The sequence below is a fragment of the Candidatus Nitrotoga sp. 1052 genome, from assembly GCF_927312905.1.
Classification (GTDB): Bacteria; Pseudomonadota; Gammaproteobacteria; order Burkholderiales; family Gallionellaceae; genus Nitrotoga.
The window spans coordinates 39,875-58,805 of the sequence record NZ_CAKMHQ010000053.1 but is presented as its reverse complement, the minus strand read 5'-3'; the positions used below and the strand labels follow the sequence as shown (position 1 = coordinate 58,805).

Genomic DNA, 18,931 nt, shown 5'->3' with positions numbered 1-18,931 from the left:
AAAACCGGACATTTCTATTTTGCAGAAAACCGGACATTTCTATTTAGCGTTGACATATATAGATTATTTGAAACGCTATGCAACCTGGCCAGTATGTGCCAATACAGTCAAATAACTTACAAAATTTAAGGAGGCTTCCATGAATCGCTGGATTTTTCTTTTTCTACTGCCAATTGCAGTTGCTGGTTGTGCCACCGTTCCAAAGCCGCTGGCAGTCGGTTCATTTGCTGAGGTGACACCAAGCGCCGCTCAACATGATAATTTTGTAGGTCAGCGTGTACGTTGGGGAGGCAGTATTGCAAACACTGAACCAGGCAAGAATGAGACGTGTTTTGAGGTAGTGAGCCACCCATTGGACAGTAGCGCAAGACCTCTGGAAACGGATATGACAGGGGGACGCTTCATTGCCTGCGCTCCCGACTTTTACGATCCCGAAGTGTATGCGAAAGGCCGCGAGGTGACAATAATTGGTAACATTCAAGGCACTACCGTGCGCAAGCTTGGCGAATACGAATATCGCTATCCTCAGATCAACGCCGAAACAGTCTATTTATGGCCAAAGCTCATTCCATATTCATATTATGGATCACGGTACCCTTACTATAATAGTTATTATGGGCCATATTGGTACAACCCGTGGGGTCCATGGCATGGCCGGTTTGGAGGTCCTTACTGGTAGTAAAAAACATGTTACCAAGCACAAATGCCCATGTGTTTCGGGGGATCAATATTTCAGTCAGACAAAGGAAGTAGTTCTGGCAGGGAGATTGCATAGCGGTAACTCGCAAAAATTGCCCCCTCCCTGCTTGGATTTTACCTTGCTTATAGCTTTCCCTTTACCCAAGCTGACACAGATGCGAGTGCAGTGGCCAGAGATTCTGGTTGCGTACCCCCTGCTTGAGCCATATCCGCGCGGCCACCACCCTTTCCGCCGACCTGTTGCGCCACCGCATTAACCAATTCTCCCGCCTTTACCTTGTTGGTAATATCAGCGGTAACACCAGCGATAAGAGTAACTTTTCCATCAGCCACGGCAGCCAATACGATGGCTGCCGATTTAAGCTTGTCTTTCAGCTTGTCCAATGTCTCTCGTAATATCTTGATATCCGCACCTTCCAAAAGTGCAGCTACTATCTTGACGCCATTAATTTCTATAGCCTGACTTGCCAAGTCTTCACCTTGCGAAGAAGCCAATTTAGATTTCAAGGTAGTGAGTTCTTTTTCCAGCGCCTTTATCGCATCCTGCATTTGCGCAACACGCTGGGTTAGTTCGTGTGGCTGCACCTTAAGCGTGGTGGCGACTTCATGCACTCTCGCATCTAGCTGTTGCACCCAGTTCAGCGCGCCCTCCCCGGTGACCGCCTCAACACGGCGGATGCCAGCAGCCACACCGCTCTCCATCACAATTTTGAATAAGCCAATGTCGCCGGTGCGTTGTACATGCGTGCCGCCGCATAGTTCAGTGGAAAATTCGCCCATGCCTAACACGCGCACTTCATCACCATACTTTTCTCCGAACAATGCCATGGCGCCGGACTTGAGTGCATCGTCATAAGTCATCACCTGCGCGCTCACCGCGGCATTCGCCTGTATGGCATGGTTCACACGACTTTCCACCTCGCGGATTTGCGTATCGGTCATCGGTGCATTGTGGCTAAAGTCAAAGCGTGTTTTTGTCTGATCAACCAGCGAACCCTTCTGTTGCACATGCGCACCCAATACATCACGTAACGCCCGGTGCATCAGGTGCGTGACTGAGTGGTTACGGATAGTGCGCGCGCGCGCAGCTTCATCGACAATTGCTTCGACCAAGTCGCCCACCTTGATAAAACCACTCTTTACCTGCCCGTGGTGACCAAACACGTCGGGTTGAATTTTCTGTGTATCTTCTACAACAAAAAGCGTTGGATTATTGGATAATATCTGCAGCACGCCTACGTCACCCACCTGCCCGCCAGACTCCGCGTAGAACGGCGTATTGTCTAGCACCACAATACCTGTATCAGCAGCGGAAAGCTCTTGCACAGCCACGCCATCCTTGTACAACGCCACTACCTTGCCCTGCGTAACTAGTTTTTCGTACCCGTGGAATTGTGTTTTCACGCCCTCGTATTCCAGCCCTGCCGCTATCTTGAACTTTCCCGCCGCGCGCGCCTGTTCGCGCTGGCGTGTCATGGCATCATTAAAGCCAACTTCATCAACTATGACACCATGCTCACGACATACATCCTGTGTCAGGTCAAGCGGAAAACCAAAGGTGTCATGCAAAGTAAAAGCAATATGTCCCACAAGGATTTTTGGTTGAAGTAATTTGCCTTCACCTCGATCCTTTCCACTGCCCGATTCGGCATCAAAACCAAGACCACTTGATACGATTTTATCGAGTGCTACTTCAAGCATTTTCATACCATGCTCAATAGTCTCAAAAAAGCGCTCTTCCTCGATACGTAGAACATCAGTTACCCGCGTTTGCGCCGCGACCAACTCGGGATACGCCCCGCCCATTTCCCTGATAAGATCAACTACTATCTTATGGAAAAATGCTGCACGACAGCCCAGTTTATAACCATGCCGGATGGCACGGCGAATAATGCGACGCAACACATAGCCGCGCCCTTCATTGCCGGGAATCACTCCATCCACAATTAGGAAGGAACAAGCGCGAATATGGTCAGCGATCACCTTGAGCGAGTTGTTGGTAAGGTCGCTGGTGTTCGTTTCGCGCGCCGCCCCGCAGATAAGATTTTGGAACAAGTCAATATCGTAGTTGGAATGCACGTGTTGCAGTACTGCCGCGATGCGCTCCAACCCCATGCCAGTATCCACCGATGGCTTGGGCAACGGGTGCAGCACACCGCTCTCATCGCGGTTGTATTGCATGAATACCAAGTTCCAGATTTCAATATAGCGATCACCATCGGCCTCCGCACTGCCCGGAGGACCGCCCCAAACATCAGGCCCATGGTCGTAAAAAATTTCCGAACATGGACCGCATGGACCAGTGTCTGCCATCTGCCAGAAATTATCGGAGACATAGCGTGTGCCATGATTGTCACCGATACGCACAATGCGCTCTACGGGCACGCCCACTTCATTAAACCAGATGTCATAAGCCTCATCATCCTCGGCGTAAACTGTAACCCACAGCTTGTCAGCTGGCAGCTTATAAACCTCAGTGAGCAATTCCCATGCATATTTAATGGCACTGTGTTTAAAATAGTCCCCAAAGCTGAAATTACCCAACATCTCGAAGAATGTATGATGCCGCGCGGTATAACCCACGTTCTCCAGATCGTTGTGCTTACCACCCGCACGCACACAGCGCTGCGAAGACGTAGCGCGTACATACGGACGCTTGTCATGGCCGAGGAAACAGTCTTTGAACTGCACCATGCCGGAGTTGGTGAACAACAACGTAGGGTCATTGCCCGGCACCAATGGACTGGAAGGCACGATAGTGTGCTCTTTGGAGGCAAAGTAATCCAAAAATTTCTGACGGATTTTGCTGCTGTTCATCTGTTAGCCAATCTTAAAAAAAGCAATTATTCTTATGTTTCATAAGGTGCGAATAATACCATCCGACACTACCAGGCTGCACCTCCCATTTCTTATAGCAAGCAGCTGGTGTAAGCGGCGAAGCAATTTTTAGAGGAATAATGATGGGGCTATCTAATAACAGTATCAAACGAGTCATCTTAGATGGCGTTTGCCATGGAACAAAATATATTGTTAAATCTTAAAAACATAAGTGGTTTCATTGCTTAGTCCGCAAAGATTGTAGTGGGATTAGAGCACATCTGATTAAGCAATTTTGGCGGGGAAGATATTATCGTGTTTGTTTGCATGAAATATTCTGCAGCTTTATCGGATGATTTATGTAATGAGGCCACATGACTTTAATAACTGATGTTTCACAATCCCTTCTACTGCGCTTCGATCCGCGTGCCGACAATGCTAACGGCGAAGACAGGCTTCACGGTCAGATCTCGGCAGTGGTCCAGGCCGAGGGTTACCTTTGGGTCGCGTCCGATGAATCGAACAGCATCGAGCGTTTCTCCCGGACAGAGTCCGGAATTTACGCACAACACCAAACTTTTCGCCTCACCAACTTCCTGACGCTCCCGGGTAACGAGAAAGAAGAAATTGATATTGAGGGGTTAAGCTATGACAGCGGCTATATCTGGGTCGTCGGATCGCATAGTGTCAGGCGGCGGAAGGCCGATAGCAAAGAAAAAGTGGCAAAGCAGATTCGCCGCCTTGGCGAGTTGCGCACTACCGACAACCGTTATCTGTTGGCGCGCATTCCCTTGGCACCAGATACAGCAGGAGAATGGACGCCGCGTAAACATGTCGAAGGAGCGAAGAAGACTAGTCGCACGGCCGCACGGCTAATGGGTGATGATGGAGGGAACCTTCTCACGAACGCACTACGGTTAGATGAACACATCGGGCCTTTTCTTTCGATCCCCAGCAAGGACAATGGCTTCGATATCGAAGGGCTCGCAGTCCACGACAACCGGGTATTCCTCGGTCTGCGCGGACCTGTACTGGGCGGTTGGGCGATAGTAATCGAGATATTGGTCAAGAATATTGCGCCTGGCATTATTGGACTCGCTGCAATCGACGATGATGATCGGCTATATCGTAAACATTTTCTTGATCTGCGGGGATTAGGAGTGCGTGACCTTTGCTTCCATGGCTCTGATTTGCTTGTCCTTGCTGGTACTACCATGAGCCTCAACGGCCCCGCTGCCATTTTTCGCTGGGCTGGTGCTTTGGACGCCACAGGGGAGACATTACTGACGCGCGCTAAGTTGCCTGGGGTAGTAGAGCTTCCCTACAAGACTGGAACGGAAAACGTAAACAAGCGTCCGGAAGGGTTTACGATTTATTCCAACGATAATAAATCCACAGCGCTGTTGGTGGTCTATGACTCAGCGGGAATAGTCGGGAAGCCGGAAGAAAATGATCTTCAGGCTGACCTGTTTCCGCTTAAGTGAAGCATCAATTCGCCCATGCGGCATAAATACGGCCCAAAATAGAATCAGAATACTGTGACACCAGATCAAGCTTCCGACATAAAATTTTTTATAAAACAATTAGTTACCATATAATCTTTCGAGGAATCGTTTTAACCAAAAATTGGGGGACCCCATCCGTTTGGCAAGGTTGCTCTTAGAAAATACAACTTCTATAGCTCAAATAACCCACTACCTGAAGAGAGAAGCTTGGTGAATTGCTCAGCGCTTATCGGTTGACTGAAGTAATAACCCTGTATCTCGTCACATCCCTGCTGTTTCAGGAAAGCCAATTGTTCGGCGGTTTCCACCCCTTCGGCGATAACTTTCAGCTTGAGACTATGAGCCATTGAAATAATGGTGCTTACAATCACTGCATCGTCCGTGTCTGTCGTCAAATCGTGCACAAACGATTGATCAATCTTAAACTTATCAATTGGAAATCGCTTGAGGTAGCTTAAACTGGAATAGCCCGTGCCGAAGTCATCCACCGACAGCTTGAGCCCCATCTCCTTCATCTCCTCCAGCAATAAAATTGCGGCTTCCGCATCTTGCATGACGACACCCTCGGTAATTTCAAGCTCCAGGCCGGATGGAGCCAGGCCGCTTTCATGCAGAATAGCCTTAATTATTTCGCCGAGATTTTTCTGGCGGAACTGCACTACCGAAAGGTTTACCGCCATGGTAATTTTCATCAACCCCAGCTTGCGCCATTCCTGGTTCTGACGGCAGGCCTCGCGCAACACCCATTCACCAATTGGAGGGATCAGACCATTCTCTTCCGCGATGGGGATGAACTGCGCTGGCAAGACTTTTCCATACAGGGGATTATCCCAGCGAACCAGCGCTTCCGCACCGATGATGCGACCGCTTTGCAAATCCACTTGTGGCTGGTAAAGCAGAAATAATTCGTTCCGTTCCATGGCGTGACTCAACTTATTCTTGATCAATATCCGTTCAAGTGTACGTCGGTTCATCTCATGAGTGAAAAACTGGTAATTATTTCGCCCGTTCCCCTTAGCCTGATACATCGCGGCGTCAGCATGTGCTATCAGAGATTCACTGTCGTTCCCATCTTCCGGGAACACACTGATTCCGATGCTGGTTGTCACTTCAATTTCGTTGCCATCGATTACGCAAGGGCCGGCAATGGACGTCAGGAGCTTTACGGCAATTGTGGCAATATCATCCGTATTTTCTATATACGGCAACATGATGGCAAATTCGTCGCCGCCTAGCCGACTTACCGTGTCACTAGTGCGTGCAACACTGCTAATGCGGTCGGCAACAATCTTTAACAGCTTATCACCAACAAGGTGGCCCAATGTGTCGTTGATAGCCTTGAAACGATCCAGATCAAGGAACATAACGGCCACCTTGCGCTGTTCACGTCCAGCATGGGCAATCGCCTGTGTTAGGCGATCATGCAGCATCATGCGATTTGGGAGATTGGTGAGAAAATCGTGCTGCGCAATATAGACCATGCGTTCTTCTGCCGCTTTGCGCTCGCTAATGTCGGAAACCACGGCAATATAGTGACTAGATTCGCCCCGTTCGTCCTTCATCGTGCTGATGCTCAACCACTCGACGTAACTCTCCCCGTTCTTGCGGCGGTCTGTTATTTCGCCCTGCCAGCGGCCAGTTTTTTTGATACTCTGCCACATCCTGTCGTAAAACGCCTTGTCCATCAAGCCGGAATGAAGAATACGCGGGTTCTTGCCAATCGCTTCAGTAGCGCTGTAACCGGTAATAGCGGTAAAAGCCGGATTGACGAACATAATATTATTCTTATCTGCATCCGTCACTACTACGCCTTCATTGATAGTATCGAATATACGCGCGAACAGTCGGAGCCGTTCCGTGGCCTCTTTTCGTTCGGTAATATCCTCAATCACCTCAATAAAATAATCCGGCTCACCGGTGGAAGTGCGAGTAAGCGACCACGTAAGATTGACCCACACCAATGAACTGTCCTTGCGCACATAGCGTATTTCCTTGGTAGAGCTAGGAACCTCGCCGGCCAGTAACTGCTGCATACTGTTTAGTTCGTCGGGCATATCGTCAGGGTAAGTGATGCTCGGACGATTGCGTGTCAGGAGTTCTTCCTCAGTATAACCAGTGATGACGCACAGCTTGTGGTTGACGCGCAGCCAGCGCCCATCCAGCCCGACATGTGCAATGCCAACCGCGGCTTGTTCGAACGTCGCGCGGAAGCGCTGCTCGGACTGAAAATGGGTGCGCCGCGCCTGTGCTGCCTGCAACTCGCGCTCAATGGCGGGAATCAGACGCTTCAAATTGCTCTTCAGCAGGTAGTCATGCGCCCCAGCCTTGATCGCCGCCACAGCCAAGTCTTCACCAATGGCACCGGAAACAATAATAAATGGCAGATCACGTCCACTTTGCTGCACAATTTGTAACGCAGCGAATGAGTCAAAGCCAGGCATAGCGTGGTCGGAAAGCACCAAGTCCCACTCACCCTGTTGCAGGGCCTGACTCAAACCGTCCGCGCTGTCTACCCGTATATGAATGAGTTCATATGTTTGTTGTAAATGGAGCGTCAATAGTAGTGCATCATCTTCCGAATCCTCAATGATCAGCGTACGCAATATCGGCTTGTTCATTTCGCGCGCCTACCTCCTGGAGGAGTTTCGTTGATTGCCAACCAATATATCCCGAGGTTGCGCACCGCCTCTGTGAATTGATCGAAGTCCACTGGCTTAAGGATATAGCTATTGAGACCCAGTTTGTAGCCCGCTATCAGATCATGCTCTTCGCGCGAGGAGGTGAGAATCGCCACCGGCAACAGTGCGGTTAGAGGGTTCGCACGCAGCTGCTTCAATACTTCGAGGCCATCCACTTTAGGCAATTTCAAATCGAGCAAGATTAGCGCTGGCATCGCATTCAGGTCACGCCCCGCATATTTTCCTTTGCCAAACAGATAATCAAGTGCTTCCGCCCCATCGCGCGCCACTACCACTCCGTTTTCGATACGGTTTTGCTTGAGCGCACGTAGGGTAAGCGCTTCGTCATCAGGATTATCCTCGACCAGCAAAATAAATTTATTACCCATGCGGATTCCTTATTTATCGAACACTAAAATTCTATGGCAAAGTAAAATAAAATGTCGCGCCCTTGTCTGGCTCCCCTTCCGCCCACACTCGACCACCGTGGCGGTGAATGATGCGCTGCACTGTAGCCAATCCAATCCCGGTGCCAGGAAATTCGGTCATGGCGTGCAGCCGCTGAAACGCAGCAAAAAGTTTGCCGACGTATGCCATGTCAAATCCTGCTCCATTGTCACGAACGAAGTACACAGATGCTCCGACTTGGTGCGTGACACCGAGTTCTATACGTGCTTGTTCGCGTTTAGAAGTAAATTTCCATGCATTGCCCAATAGATTCTCCAGCGCTACTTTCAGTAAGTGGGCATCGCCCCGCACTGTCATTCCTGGCATACAGACAAATTCCACGCGACGTTCGGGCTGTGCCTGTTGCAATTCGTCGGCCACCGTCTGTGCCAGCATACTCAAGTTCACCGTCTCAAAATTCATTTCGCTGCGTGTGACGCGCGATAGCTTAAGCATATCGTCAATCAACTGCCCCATGCGCTGGGTAGCAGCGCGTACCCGTTGCAGATAATCTTTGCCCACTTCATCCAGCTGCGCACTATAGTCGTCGAGCAAGGCTCGGCTGAAGCCGTCTATGCTGCGTAGCGGTGCGCGCAGATCATGCGACACTGAATAGCTGAATGCCTCCAGTTCTTGATTGGCCGCAGCCAGCTGGGTGGTGCGCAGCACTACTTGATCTTCCAAATCAACTGACACACGCCGTAAGCGCGTAACTACCAATGCAAGCGCCCCCAACCCCAGCGCCAGCAGCATGCCAAAGAGAATGAAAATGTCGCGCAGATCGGCTCGACTTTGCGCTACTACACTGTCCAATGGTCGAACAATCTCTAGCACACCGCGCACATCACCTACTTTCCAGTCATGCTTAGGGCTGTCCGGGCGTGCATTGTGGCAGCTTATGCATTCCGCGCGCATTACATCCGCCGTGGCGTAGCGTAACGATGCGCGTCCCTGGAAGTCTTCAAAACGGTAGTAGGGCTGTTGCGGATGCGCCTGCAACGCTGCCAAAGCCTGCTGCTCAAAATCATCATGCGCACCGCCATCCTTGCGCCAGGGAAAGGGGTAATTGCTGTATAAACGCACCACCATGCCGGAACCGCGCAAGCTAATTCTTCTGCCGAGTTCCATACTGAAGGTAGCGGGTAACGGGATAGCCCCCGGCTTGAGTAGGTAGTCGTGTGTTACTTCAATGTTGTGGCCGCTCACACGATCCACAACTTCAGAAGTGTATAAGTTACGCAGTTCCATTAGAGACGCTGCATGCAGAGTAATGCCCTGTAGTGCGGCGGATTGCACCAGCGTGGTCGTGGCGTGGGATAAGTACCACAAAGCAAGCAGCGTACCGCTACAAAAGATAATGCTTAACACCAGAATGGTGTGCTTATAGAGCGGAAGCAGGAACGCTGCCCACAGCCTTTTCAATTGTTGACGAAAGTCGGATGAAATGAATGATAAGTTTGCTGATCGCATGGCGCATTCCCCTCCAGACATACAGCTAGAATAATTGGGAACATACTATAAACTAAACGGTTTTTGCTACAACCTTACCACCTAAACTTAATATGGATTCTATGTAAATTTTCATAAACCTTGTATAGGACTTTACGCTGGCAGAAGCGGTTGGGCAAGCGGTTGATAATTTTACGGGATCAAAATGGTCACCCAATTGCTTAGTTGGCAGTTAATTGACAATTGGACACCCCATGTATGAACATAGTGCACAGATTAGGCGTTGCCATATATATTTCATCAGTTGCCACTTCTTAGCTCGCCTGCTTATTTTGCCTGACAACCCTAAATTAAAATGCTTAAATTTTCCATGGGCTAGTGCTATCGTTATAAATTTTTTGATTTAGCATGCATCACTATCACGGAAACATTAAAAATGCGCTCACGCCACATGGAACGACACCTCACTGGACAAATCGGCTGGCTCCGCCCCGCAGTATTAGGCGCGAACGACGGTATCGTTTCCACAGCAAGCTTGGTACTGGGAGTTGCAGCTGCACATGCAACCCACGACAACATATTGCTCGCGGGAGTTGCCGGTCTTGTCGCAGGAGCCATGTCAATGGCTGCAGGCGAGTATGTATCCGTCCACTCACAAGCAGATTCCGAACAGGCTGACATTGAACGTGAACGAAAAGAACTCGAGACAGATGATCCTGGCGAGCGCAAAGAACTGGTAGCGATCTATGTCAGTCGCGGCCTTAATCCTACGCTTGCGAAGCAGGTAGCCGATCAACTCATGGCGCATGATGCGCTTGGTGCACACACTCGCGACGAACTTGGGATATCTGAAGCGCTTAATGCACGTCCGCTTCAGGCTACCTTTGCTTCAGCAGCCAGCTTTGCTGTTGGAGCAGCCATGCCTCTTGTAGTCACAGTACTAGCTCCCGAAGCAAGCCTGATTCCCCTCATCTCAGTTACTTCACTTGTATTCCTCGCACTCCTGGGTGGTGTGGCTGCGCGCGCCGGTGGAGCGCGAGTGGCTGTTGGTGCAATACGCGTCACATTTTGGGGTGCTCTAGCCATGGGATTGACCGCCGGCGTGGGCGCACTGTTTGGAACAGTTGCATGAGTGTAACTCTATATCTCGCATAACGTTCCATCCGAAAACAGCAATGCGCAGCGAACTATTTTTCCAGCATAAACGGCCTGCATTGCGACACGATATTCCTGCATCTGCACACTATGCAACATAGAATCTGACGTTGCGCCGGTCTTGTAATCGAGTACCCATACTTCGTCGTCAAACTCCACCAGTCGGTCGATACGGCGCAGTTCGCCGCGCGCATTGACATAAGACATTTCATTGCAAGCCCCACAATAATGCTGCGGATCGAAGAAACGTTGTAATGCCGGCAGTGTCAACAGGTGTTGTGCCTGTTGCCAAAGTGATTCCATGTCGCCGGACGAGATGTCGAACTGCAATTGCAACGCCGCCTTGTCAGTCATCTCTCTCTTCTTAATTCCATCTGCTGTAAGTAGGACGGAGGTGCCTGGCAGAGCTGGCGAAGATGCGCTTAAATGTTGCAGCAACGTGTGTAACAAAATGCCTTGCCGCTGAGCAGCGGTGGAGCGCATTGCGCGCTGACCAGTGGGTAATGGCCGCAATAATGCTGCATCGATTTCAGTATCGACTTCAGGCAAAACATAAGCAAGATTATCGACCGCAATCAGCAAGGGATTATCGCCCTCCTCCACCGCCGCCGAAATGCGGCCATACCAGGAAGTTTCTTTCAATTCGCCATTCCCGCTCACTAGCAGCGCTTGTTTCGCACGCGTCATGGCGACATACAGCAAATTCATTTCTTCACGCCGCATATAATTTTCATCGGCATCAAAATAAGCCGCTCGCTTGGCTCCGCGTCTACGCTTATCAGTAAAAAGCGAGAAATGCACTGGTTGCGGTGCGTTGGGTGGCCAATCGAGCAGCACGCCATAGTTGTCTGGTTTACGATGCGTATCGTTGGCATCAAGCAGCCACACGATGGGTGCCTCCAGCCCCTTGGCCTCATGCACGGTGTAAATACGCACGGCATTACCGACCTCACCTACCTTGCCCTCGTCCGGTGATTCATTGTTGTCAGCTGTGCGAAGCTCTCTCAGCTCGGCAAGGAAGCGTGGCAAGCTGGGGTAGCGTCCGGCATCCACATTCAGCGCAATCTCCATAAAGGCTTGCAGGTTGGCGCGTATCGTTTCATACATTTCGACAGGCAGCGCAGCTTCATACCGATGCAACAAATCACCCTCAAAATAGATACGATCAAGCAGATCATGAACTGGCAATTTGTCGGCGCGATCCAGCCAGTTATTCAGCAAGCGGTGCGCACGCGACAATTCGGCAGATGCTGCGCCGCCCTGTTCACAGCGTTGCAGCCGTGACCACCAGCTACCACCGATTTCGTCTTGAACCAATTGCATTAAATCGCCATCGGAGCAGGCGAAAATGGGGGAACGCAGAACTTGCGCTAATTCCAAATCGGCAAATGGAGTGATCAGAAAGGTCAGTAAAGCCTGTATGTCTTCCGCTTCCAACGTGTCCAGCAGCCCGCCGCGTCGCGAAGTTAAAAAGGGAATGCGGTGCGTACGCAAGGCGCTCTCATACACGCGTAAATGGGTGCGCTTGCGTACCAATACCATAATGTCACGGTATTCTGCGCGCCGCACCGTGCCATCTGCATCGTGCACACTCCAGCGCGCCATGATGTCGGCGATGCCAGCGGCAAACTGCTGCGCCTCAGCTTCACGCTCGCCGGTCGCTTGTTCGATACGCGCTTCCTGCAAAGGGTTACGCAACCAACCCGATCTACTCAGCGCGTCAATCTCGGCCGAATTTTCAATTAACGCTAACGGCAAGGCATTGACGAAACCAGGTAAATTCGTGTGATGCGCGATGTGAGTTTCAAAATCCACGAAGCCATCCGGCTGCGAATCAAACACACTATTTACCACTTTCAGCACTGCCGGGGCATTGCGCCGAGTGATATTCTGATTAAGGGGGTACGCGCCAAACTCTTGTTGCAGCCATGCACTCACTTCTCCGAACAGGCGCGCATCGGCACGACGAAAGCGGTAAATGGATTGTTTTGGATCACCCACCACAAAAACGGTTGGCCGCGATTCCACTGCAGCAGAAGCAGCAAACCAGGCTTGCAGAATCTGCCATTGCACCGGGTTGGTATCCTGAAACTCGTCCAACAAAACATGTTTGTAGCGGCTATCCAATTTGTACTGCATATACTCGGCACAATCGCTCTGACTGAGCAGGCGGCACACCTGCCATTCCACATCAGTAAAATCCATTACCTGCTGACGCAGTTTCAAATCCTGATAGTGTTGCAGCAATGCTGCCCCGCAATGCAACGCGGCCTGGTTCATACGCAGCGCTTCGCGCTCTGTCAAAGCGTCACGTACGGACTGCATAACTTCGAATAGCGCACAACAAAGGCTGGCATAGCGCTCTGCATCCTGCCCTTTATTCGCCTTGAATTTGCTGCGCGGATCACCCTTGTCGGTATAAAGCCCGTCACTTAGTGCTTCGAAACGCGCACGTGCATCTTGTAAACGTAAAGCATCAACCAGCATGCGCGCGTCTTTCTGTTGCGCTGCCGAGCCGCTTTGCAACAAACTTGCAAATGCCTGTACATTGGATTCAAAATTTTTATCCAGCAACGCCGCCAGCGGGGCCTCCTCGGGATCAACGTCAAGTTTGATACGGAGTTGCTCCATCGCATAGCCCACTGCGTCTTCCTGACCGCTGGTATAAGCCCACCATTCGGCTCGCTTCTGTACAAAATTCTTCAGCAGTGTGCGCGTACTGTGCAAACCATATTCCGCAAACAACCATTGCATCTTTTGCGCAGTTACCTCGTCGGGTGCGGCACGCAGGCTATCGGCAAACATTTGCCATGCTTCCTCTTGCAGCACCGAAGTACGCTCCAGCAATTGCATCCCTATAAGCAGACCAGAATTCAAAGGGGCGCGCTGGATGATCTGCATGAACCAACCGTGAAAAGTATTGATGGTAATAGCAGGTTGCGCCATTAAGCAGTCGCGATACAGACTTCGCGCGCGCGCCAACAAGTTGTCGTTTACATCGTGCAGTTCGCGCTCCATAAGAAAAGCACGTACAGCAGTGTCATCTTGCGTGGCAAGAAAATGTAACCATTCATGCAAGCGCGCCTGCATTTCCTGCGCAGCTTTTCGAGTGAAAGTGATGGCTAAAATTTCTCCAGGCTTAACACCGGCCAACAGCAAGCGCAGAATTCGCGACACCAGCAGCCAAGTTTTGCCGCTGCCCGCGCAAGCTTCCACGACAACGCTGTGCTGAGGGTTGAGAGCAATGAAATTGTTCATTGCATGCTCCCCATTCCTGGCATCTCTTCCATTAGCGCTCATTCCATTCTGATTTCCGGCATAGCCCGCGCATCTCGCAATACTGGCATGCCTCTTCAGCCCCATGCGCGGGCAATGCTGCACCACTGCGCATCTGTGCAAACACTTCCAACAGACGTGCGATATTTGCCTGCGCCAGTTCAGCCACGTCCTGTGGTGGTGCAACTGCAATCACCTTGTCTTTTTCGATACTGATAAATGCGGCTTCATCAGCCTCATACACGTAGGCATAGCAAGCCAGTTGAACGTCCTCGCCTGCTTCTTTGAGCTTATTGCGTAGCCTGGCCGCATCCATCATCTTGTAATCTAGCACGCGCACTGCGCTACCCCCCTTGGCCAGCACATCTACACGATCTAACCGTCCATGCATAAGCAAATCAGCGGTCAATGGCAATTCAAACGGCACTTCTCCATTTTGATATTGCCAACCTTCCGCTTCATTTTTTAACTGTGTCTCCAGATATTCGGGGATTGCTTGCTGCCAACGCAACAGCCAGGCACGCGCTAAATAATCGCGTTGCACAGCGGGCGCAAAAATCTCGACACTGATGCGCCGCAGGGCCGCATCCAGATCAGCGCGCAGATGATTGCCCAGCACCTGATATTTCTCATGGAAGCGTCGCAAAATGTCATGCACCCATTCACCATAATCGCGTTTCTCCACGTCTTCACGCACCTCATCCATTTCATTGAGGTGCAAAATATGGCGGGCATAAAATTGATAGGGACAAGCCACCAGACTGTTATAGCCGCTAGCTGAAATACGTTTCGGAATAAGGCCTTGCAGCGCGACTGGCGCAGGCATTGCAGCCGCCGGTGGCAGTGAAAACTCTGCACTGCGCACTTGCGTACTTTCAAGCATCTTATCCCATTCCCCCTGCTTTATCGTTAGATCGTCGCCATAAGCCAACTCGTGCAGGGCACGCAGCATTTCAAAACACGGGCTTAACAGATTTGCTTCGCCGCTTTTGCTGGCTTGCCAAGTAACCAACATCGTGTCATTCATGGCGAGCAATGCCAGTAAGTCATCGCGCTGCTGTGCCAAATACACTTCACGCGTTGGCAAGCCAAGTGTGGTGCGCACCGCATCATTGAACCACCGTCCGCTGTTGTCAGTGCCCGGCAGATGTGCAGCATCACAACCAAGCATCAACACTGCATCAAAGCTGCGCCAGCGCGTTGCGGCAAGATGGGTGAGTAAAACCGGGCTGTCGATCGTTAAATCAAGGAAGGTGTGCTCATCGAGTTGTTGCGCCAACCAATGCCGCCACTCGGTCAGGCTGACGCGCGTGGCATCGACATGCAGTTCACGCTGCCAGTTTTGCAGCGCCTGCAGCAACTGTATACCGGCATAATCCATCTTCAGCCCCTGCACTATGCCGAGAATCTCCAGGCTGGCGTAAAGCGCGCATAGCCAGCCGGACAGCGTATCGTTTTTTTTATGCAAAACCTCCGCCGCCTGACGCAACCGTATCAGTGCCATCCGCATCTCAACATTACCCTGCGTCAAATCGAGAACTGTATCAAGATGCGCCACCACACCATGCTTGCGCACCAGTTGTTCAAGCTGATGCACCGTCTGCTTACGCTCGCACACGGCTTGATCGGCAAAAATGAATGGCGATTTGAGCAGGTCGAGTAAATCCTGATAGTAGAAATCACTTTGCAGCGCATCCAGCCAGCGCATTAACACCGTGCTTACGGATAACGTGGAGAACTTCCAGCCTGTTTCGTCGCATACCAGTACACCAGCGCGCTCCAGCAAAGCACGCATACGCCTTGCTACTATGCGGTCTTGTGCGACGATGGCTATATTCTTCTTACCCGCAAGCAACCAGCGCCGTATCTGTACCTCGGTAGCACGCGCTTCTTGTTCCAAACCATGAGCGCCAAAAAAACGCAGGCGTTGTCCCAATGCAGCGTGAGGGAAATGTTTTTGCAGGTGATTGGCTTGCTCGCGCAATGACAGAGCATCCATCTCCTCCACTCTCTCCTGCGTGCGCAAGTTATCGTGCACCTCTCTCTCATTTTCCGTTGGAATAGGGTCAGAAAAGCGAGGTCGGCTAGAGGCGATGATGCGCATCGCTGCACATTCTGGCTGTCGTGATGTCAACTCGCGCAAATCAATAATCATCACCGGCGCGCGTTTATGATATGCCTCCAGGAATCGGGCTTCAGTCGCAGCAAGTGCGGAAGTCAATAACACATACAGTGGTAACTCAGCTTGCTGCGCGAGTTGTGCCAAACTTTGCTGATAAGCGCGTGCGGTATCGAATTCGCCGCTATTATTCATCGCATACCATAGCTCATACACTACGCGTGCTTCGAACTGCATGGCGATGCCACGCTTGGACTGATACCCTTGTTCCAATTGCGATAGAAAATCTTCGGCATTTTGTGGCAGCGTGACATGATTTTGTGTCAGCTCATCCAGCAAAATCAACAGTTCGTGCGCGATGCTCCATAGATCAGCATCGGCAAACCAACGCCGCACACGCAGTGCCTGATACAAAGTGGTGATACGGCAAGTGTCGGGAATAACAGATAGTGCGAGGGGAACGGACTGAACCCAATCATTGAGCGTGACCATCTGCGGCAATAAAATCGCAGGCAAGTTGGCTACACGTGCCAAGCTTTGCGCCAATGGTTGTGACACATGGTAATTGGGCAACAATACCCTGGCACGGCGCAGATCAGGTATTTCGTGAGAGTGCTGCGTCAGAATGACGCGTGCGACAGAATCAAAAAAAACAGCGGCGGTTGATGTATTACTTTGCGGTATCGGGTTCAACGCTTATTACCTCTATCGTCATTCCCGCGCAGACGAGCGTCATCAATACTTATCGATTGAAAGATACATAAGTTACGTCCACTGATGTATTGCGCGGAAATAAAGAACTAAGAGCCTTTGGTGATACCACTGAAGCAATAAATACGAAGGGAGCGGAAGAAGCATTTCAGCGCATCAGCAGCTTATCCATTCCGGTCAAGCCATCCTCATCTTTCCCATCCTTCGATCCACCAGGATAGTTTCGTTCCTCTTCGCCAGGAGCATATTCCTTCTCCAACAAATGTAGCTTGTCCTTCACTTCTTTCCACTCATCTGCATCGGCGGGCGGCTCTTTTTTCTCGACGATACACTTCCATACCTTACACAGCTCTGCATTCAGCGCGCTGAATTGCCGCTGGTCTTCTGGCAAATCGTCCTCGGCATAAATTGCATTGACTGGGCATTCGGCAACACACAAGGTACAGTCTATGCATTCATCCGGGTCAATCACCAAGCTATTCGGCCCTTCGTAAAAACAATCCACCGGGCAAACTTCAACACAGTCAGTATATTTACATTTGATACAAGCTTCGGTAACTACGTAAGTCATGGGTTCAAACTCCTATTGAAATATGTTTGTCATTTTAAACAAAATACAGGTTAGTGTCAGCTATAGCGACCTAATTATTCAGAATAAATTGGGGTCAGACTCGATTTAATCTGCCACCTCACGTTTCGGTCTGCCACGTGGCAGAGGCATTGCCCGTCGCTCCGCGAGTGCTGCCACCTTCGCGCCAAAGCGGCTATCGCCCAAAACCCACCCTTTGTTTGTTGCATTACGGATAGCCTCCACATCCGCCTTAGCAACCTGTGCCCGGAACAACTGCCGATAAGCAGACTGACGCTCCTCATCCGTGCGACCAAGGCTTTGGTACAACTCATGCGGAACAATCAACCCATCCGCATTCCCTTGCCCATTGCCACGATAACTCGACCAAGAATAATCGCCAGGATGCGCCACCATCTCAGCGCGTACAGGGTTCATCTCAATGTAGCGCATACATGTCAGCAGATAACGCTCACTATCAATCAACGTGCTTTTATAACGCCCCTCCCACAACGTCCCTGTGCGCTGATAGGTGAAATTGAAATACTGCACATAACGTCGCCCAATCGACTGCAAGGTTTTAGATAGGCTGGATTCCGTGGCGGGTGTAACCAACAAATGCACGTGATTCGTCATCAGCACATAAGCGTGAACGGTGAGGGCATGCATGTTAGCCGCCTCGTGCAGACAACGTAGATAAAACTGGTAATCGGCATCCGCCGCAAAAATGAGATCGCGGTTATTACCGCGTTGGATAACGTGCAAAGGTTGGTCGGGTAGATATAAGCGGGGAAGGCGAGCCATCATGCAATTACTGGTTGCAGGCATGGAGTAAGTGTATCAAATTAAATCGAGTCTGACCCAATTTCGTCCAATTTCGTCTTCCAATGCCTGTCCAAGCCACATCGCCACAAGCATGGTGACAAGAATTGAGAGTATGCCGCTCAGTAAGGAGCAGTGAAACTCGCTGCCTGCCTATGTGAAAGCCGAAATGATCCATTGCATCCAGGATTTCAGGGAGATACCCTGTGAGATACAGGGCGAACCCAACCCAAATTGTCATGGCAATGAAGTGTTCAGAGCCTTGAAGCCAAGTCCTCGAAACAAAGACTTGGCGGATGATATATACGACAAGGCGAATCAGCATCAATGCAAACAGGAGGGGCACAACAATATTCAGAATATTGATGGAGTACCAGTTTTTGAGTACGGCTCTTCCGATCAGCACCATCAACAACGCCATCAACGGAAAAGCGACTCGGGATATGCCACCCAAACCGATTTTCGACACCCATTCCGACTTGGAAAGTCGGCCCAACAACAAGTGGTTTATTCCCCACGCAAGTACCAAGCTCAGTGCCAGCAGAGCTATCTGCCAAAGAATTGCGGTTTGCTCCAAGTCGGAAAGAAAATCAATGAGCAGATTGCGGCTAGAACTGGACATAAGCCGAATTCAGTATCAGATAAACGGCTTGAATTTTAGCATGCTCGGGGTGATGCAATTAAA

Annotated in this window: 11 protein-coding genes and 1 pseudogene; 3 read left to right on the top strand and 9 right to left on the bottom strand. The window is 50.6% G+C overall.

Going from position 1 to position 18,931, the window contains the following annotated elements:
* Positions 1–139 precede the first annotated feature (139 nt).
* Positions 140–679: a Slp family lipoprotein gene (locus tag MJ768_RS11350; protein WP_239291916.1), complete on the top strand. Its 540-nt coding sequence runs from the start codon at positions 140–142 to the stop codon at positions 677–679.
* 143 nt (positions 680–822) lie between these two features.
* Here MJ768_RS11350 and alaS read toward each other — a convergent pair whose 3' ends face one another.
* Positions 823–3,516 (bottom strand): alanine--tRNA ligase, encoded by a 2,694-nt coding sequence (gene alaS / locus MJ768_RS11345; protein WP_239291915.1) that lies wholly within the window; start codon positions 3,514–3,516, stop codon positions 823–825.
* A 374-nt stretch (positions 3,517–3,890) separates the two neighbouring features.
* Between alaS and MJ768_RS11340 the strand changes: the two genes are divergently transcribed.
* Positions 3,891–5,000: a DUF3616 domain-containing protein gene (locus MJ768_RS11340; protein ID WP_239291913.1), complete on the top strand. Its 1,110-nt coding sequence runs from the start codon at positions 3,891–3,893 to the stop codon at positions 4,998–5,000.
* A gap of 191 nt (positions 5,001–5,191) precedes the next feature.
* Here MJ768_RS11340 and MJ768_RS11335 read toward each other — a convergent pair whose 3' ends face one another.
* From MJ768_RS11335 to MJ768_RS11325, 3 genes are read right to left on the bottom strand one after another with little or no spacing between them, the layout of a single operon-like run.
* On the bottom strand, positions 5,192–7,639 hold the full coding sequence (locus MJ768_RS11335; RefSeq protein ID WP_239291911.1) for an EAL domain-containing protein: 2,448 nt from the start codon (positions 7,637–7,639) through the stop codon (positions 5,192–5,194).
* Positions 7,636–8,088: a response regulator gene (locus MJ768_RS11330; RefSeq protein WP_239291909.1), complete on the bottom strand. Its 453-nt coding sequence runs from the start codon at positions 8,086–8,088 to the stop codon at positions 7,636–7,638. Before MJ768_RS11330 ends, MJ768_RS11335 begins: the two co-directional genes overlap by 4 nt.
* Before the next feature lie 31 nt (positions 8,089–8,119).
* The gene (locus MJ768_RS11325; RefSeq protein ID WP_239291907.1) at positions 8,120–9,616 is read right to left on the bottom strand and encodes an ATP-binding protein; all 1,497 of its coding nucleotides are present in this window, start codon (positions 9,614–9,616) and stop codon (positions 8,120–8,122) included.
* A gap of 415 nt (positions 9,617–10,031) precedes the next feature.
* Here MJ768_RS11325 and MJ768_RS11320 point away from each other — a divergent pair, with 415 nt between their 5' ends.
* Entirely contained in the window at positions 10,032–10,727 is a 696-nt protein-coding gene (locus MJ768_RS11320; RefSeq protein WP_239291905.1) for a VIT1/CCC1 transporter family protein, read from the top strand.
* Between the two features lie 8 nt (positions 10,728–10,735).
* On the opposite strand, the gene MJ768_RS11315 is transcribed toward MJ768_RS11320, so the two are convergent.
* The 5 genes and pseudogenes from MJ768_RS11315 to MJ768_RS11295 form a co-directional block, all read right to left on the bottom strand.
* A complete protein-coding gene (locus MJ768_RS11315; RefSeq protein WP_239291903.1) occupies positions 10,736–14,008 on the bottom strand; it encodes a UvrD-helicase domain-containing protein in 3,273 nt (1,090 codons plus the stop codon).
* A gap of 31 nt (positions 14,009–14,039) precedes the next feature.
* Positions 14,040–16,838, bottom strand: coding sequence for a PD-(D/E)XK nuclease family protein (locus MJ768_RS11310; RefSeq protein ID WP_239291898.1), 2,799 nt, complete (start codon positions 16,836–16,838; stop codon positions 14,040–14,042).
* A gap of 268 nt (positions 16,839–17,106) precedes the next feature.
* Positions 17,107–17,427, bottom strand: a pseudogene (gene fdxA, locus MJ768_RS11305) (ferredoxin FdxA); the annotation flags it as partial.
* A gap of 105 nt (positions 17,428–17,532) precedes the next feature.
* Entirely contained in the window at positions 17,533–18,252 is a 720-nt protein-coding gene (locus MJ768_RS11300) for a transposase (RefSeq protein WP_239291897.1), read from the bottom strand.
* Positions 18,236–18,868, bottom strand: a complete 633-nt coding sequence (locus MJ768_RS11295; RefSeq protein ID WP_239291896.1) for a hypothetical protein — start codon at positions 18,866–18,868, stop codon at positions 18,236–18,238. Before MJ768_RS11295 ends, MJ768_RS11300 begins: the two co-directional genes overlap by 17 nt.
* Positions 18,869–18,931 lie beyond the last annotated feature (63 nt).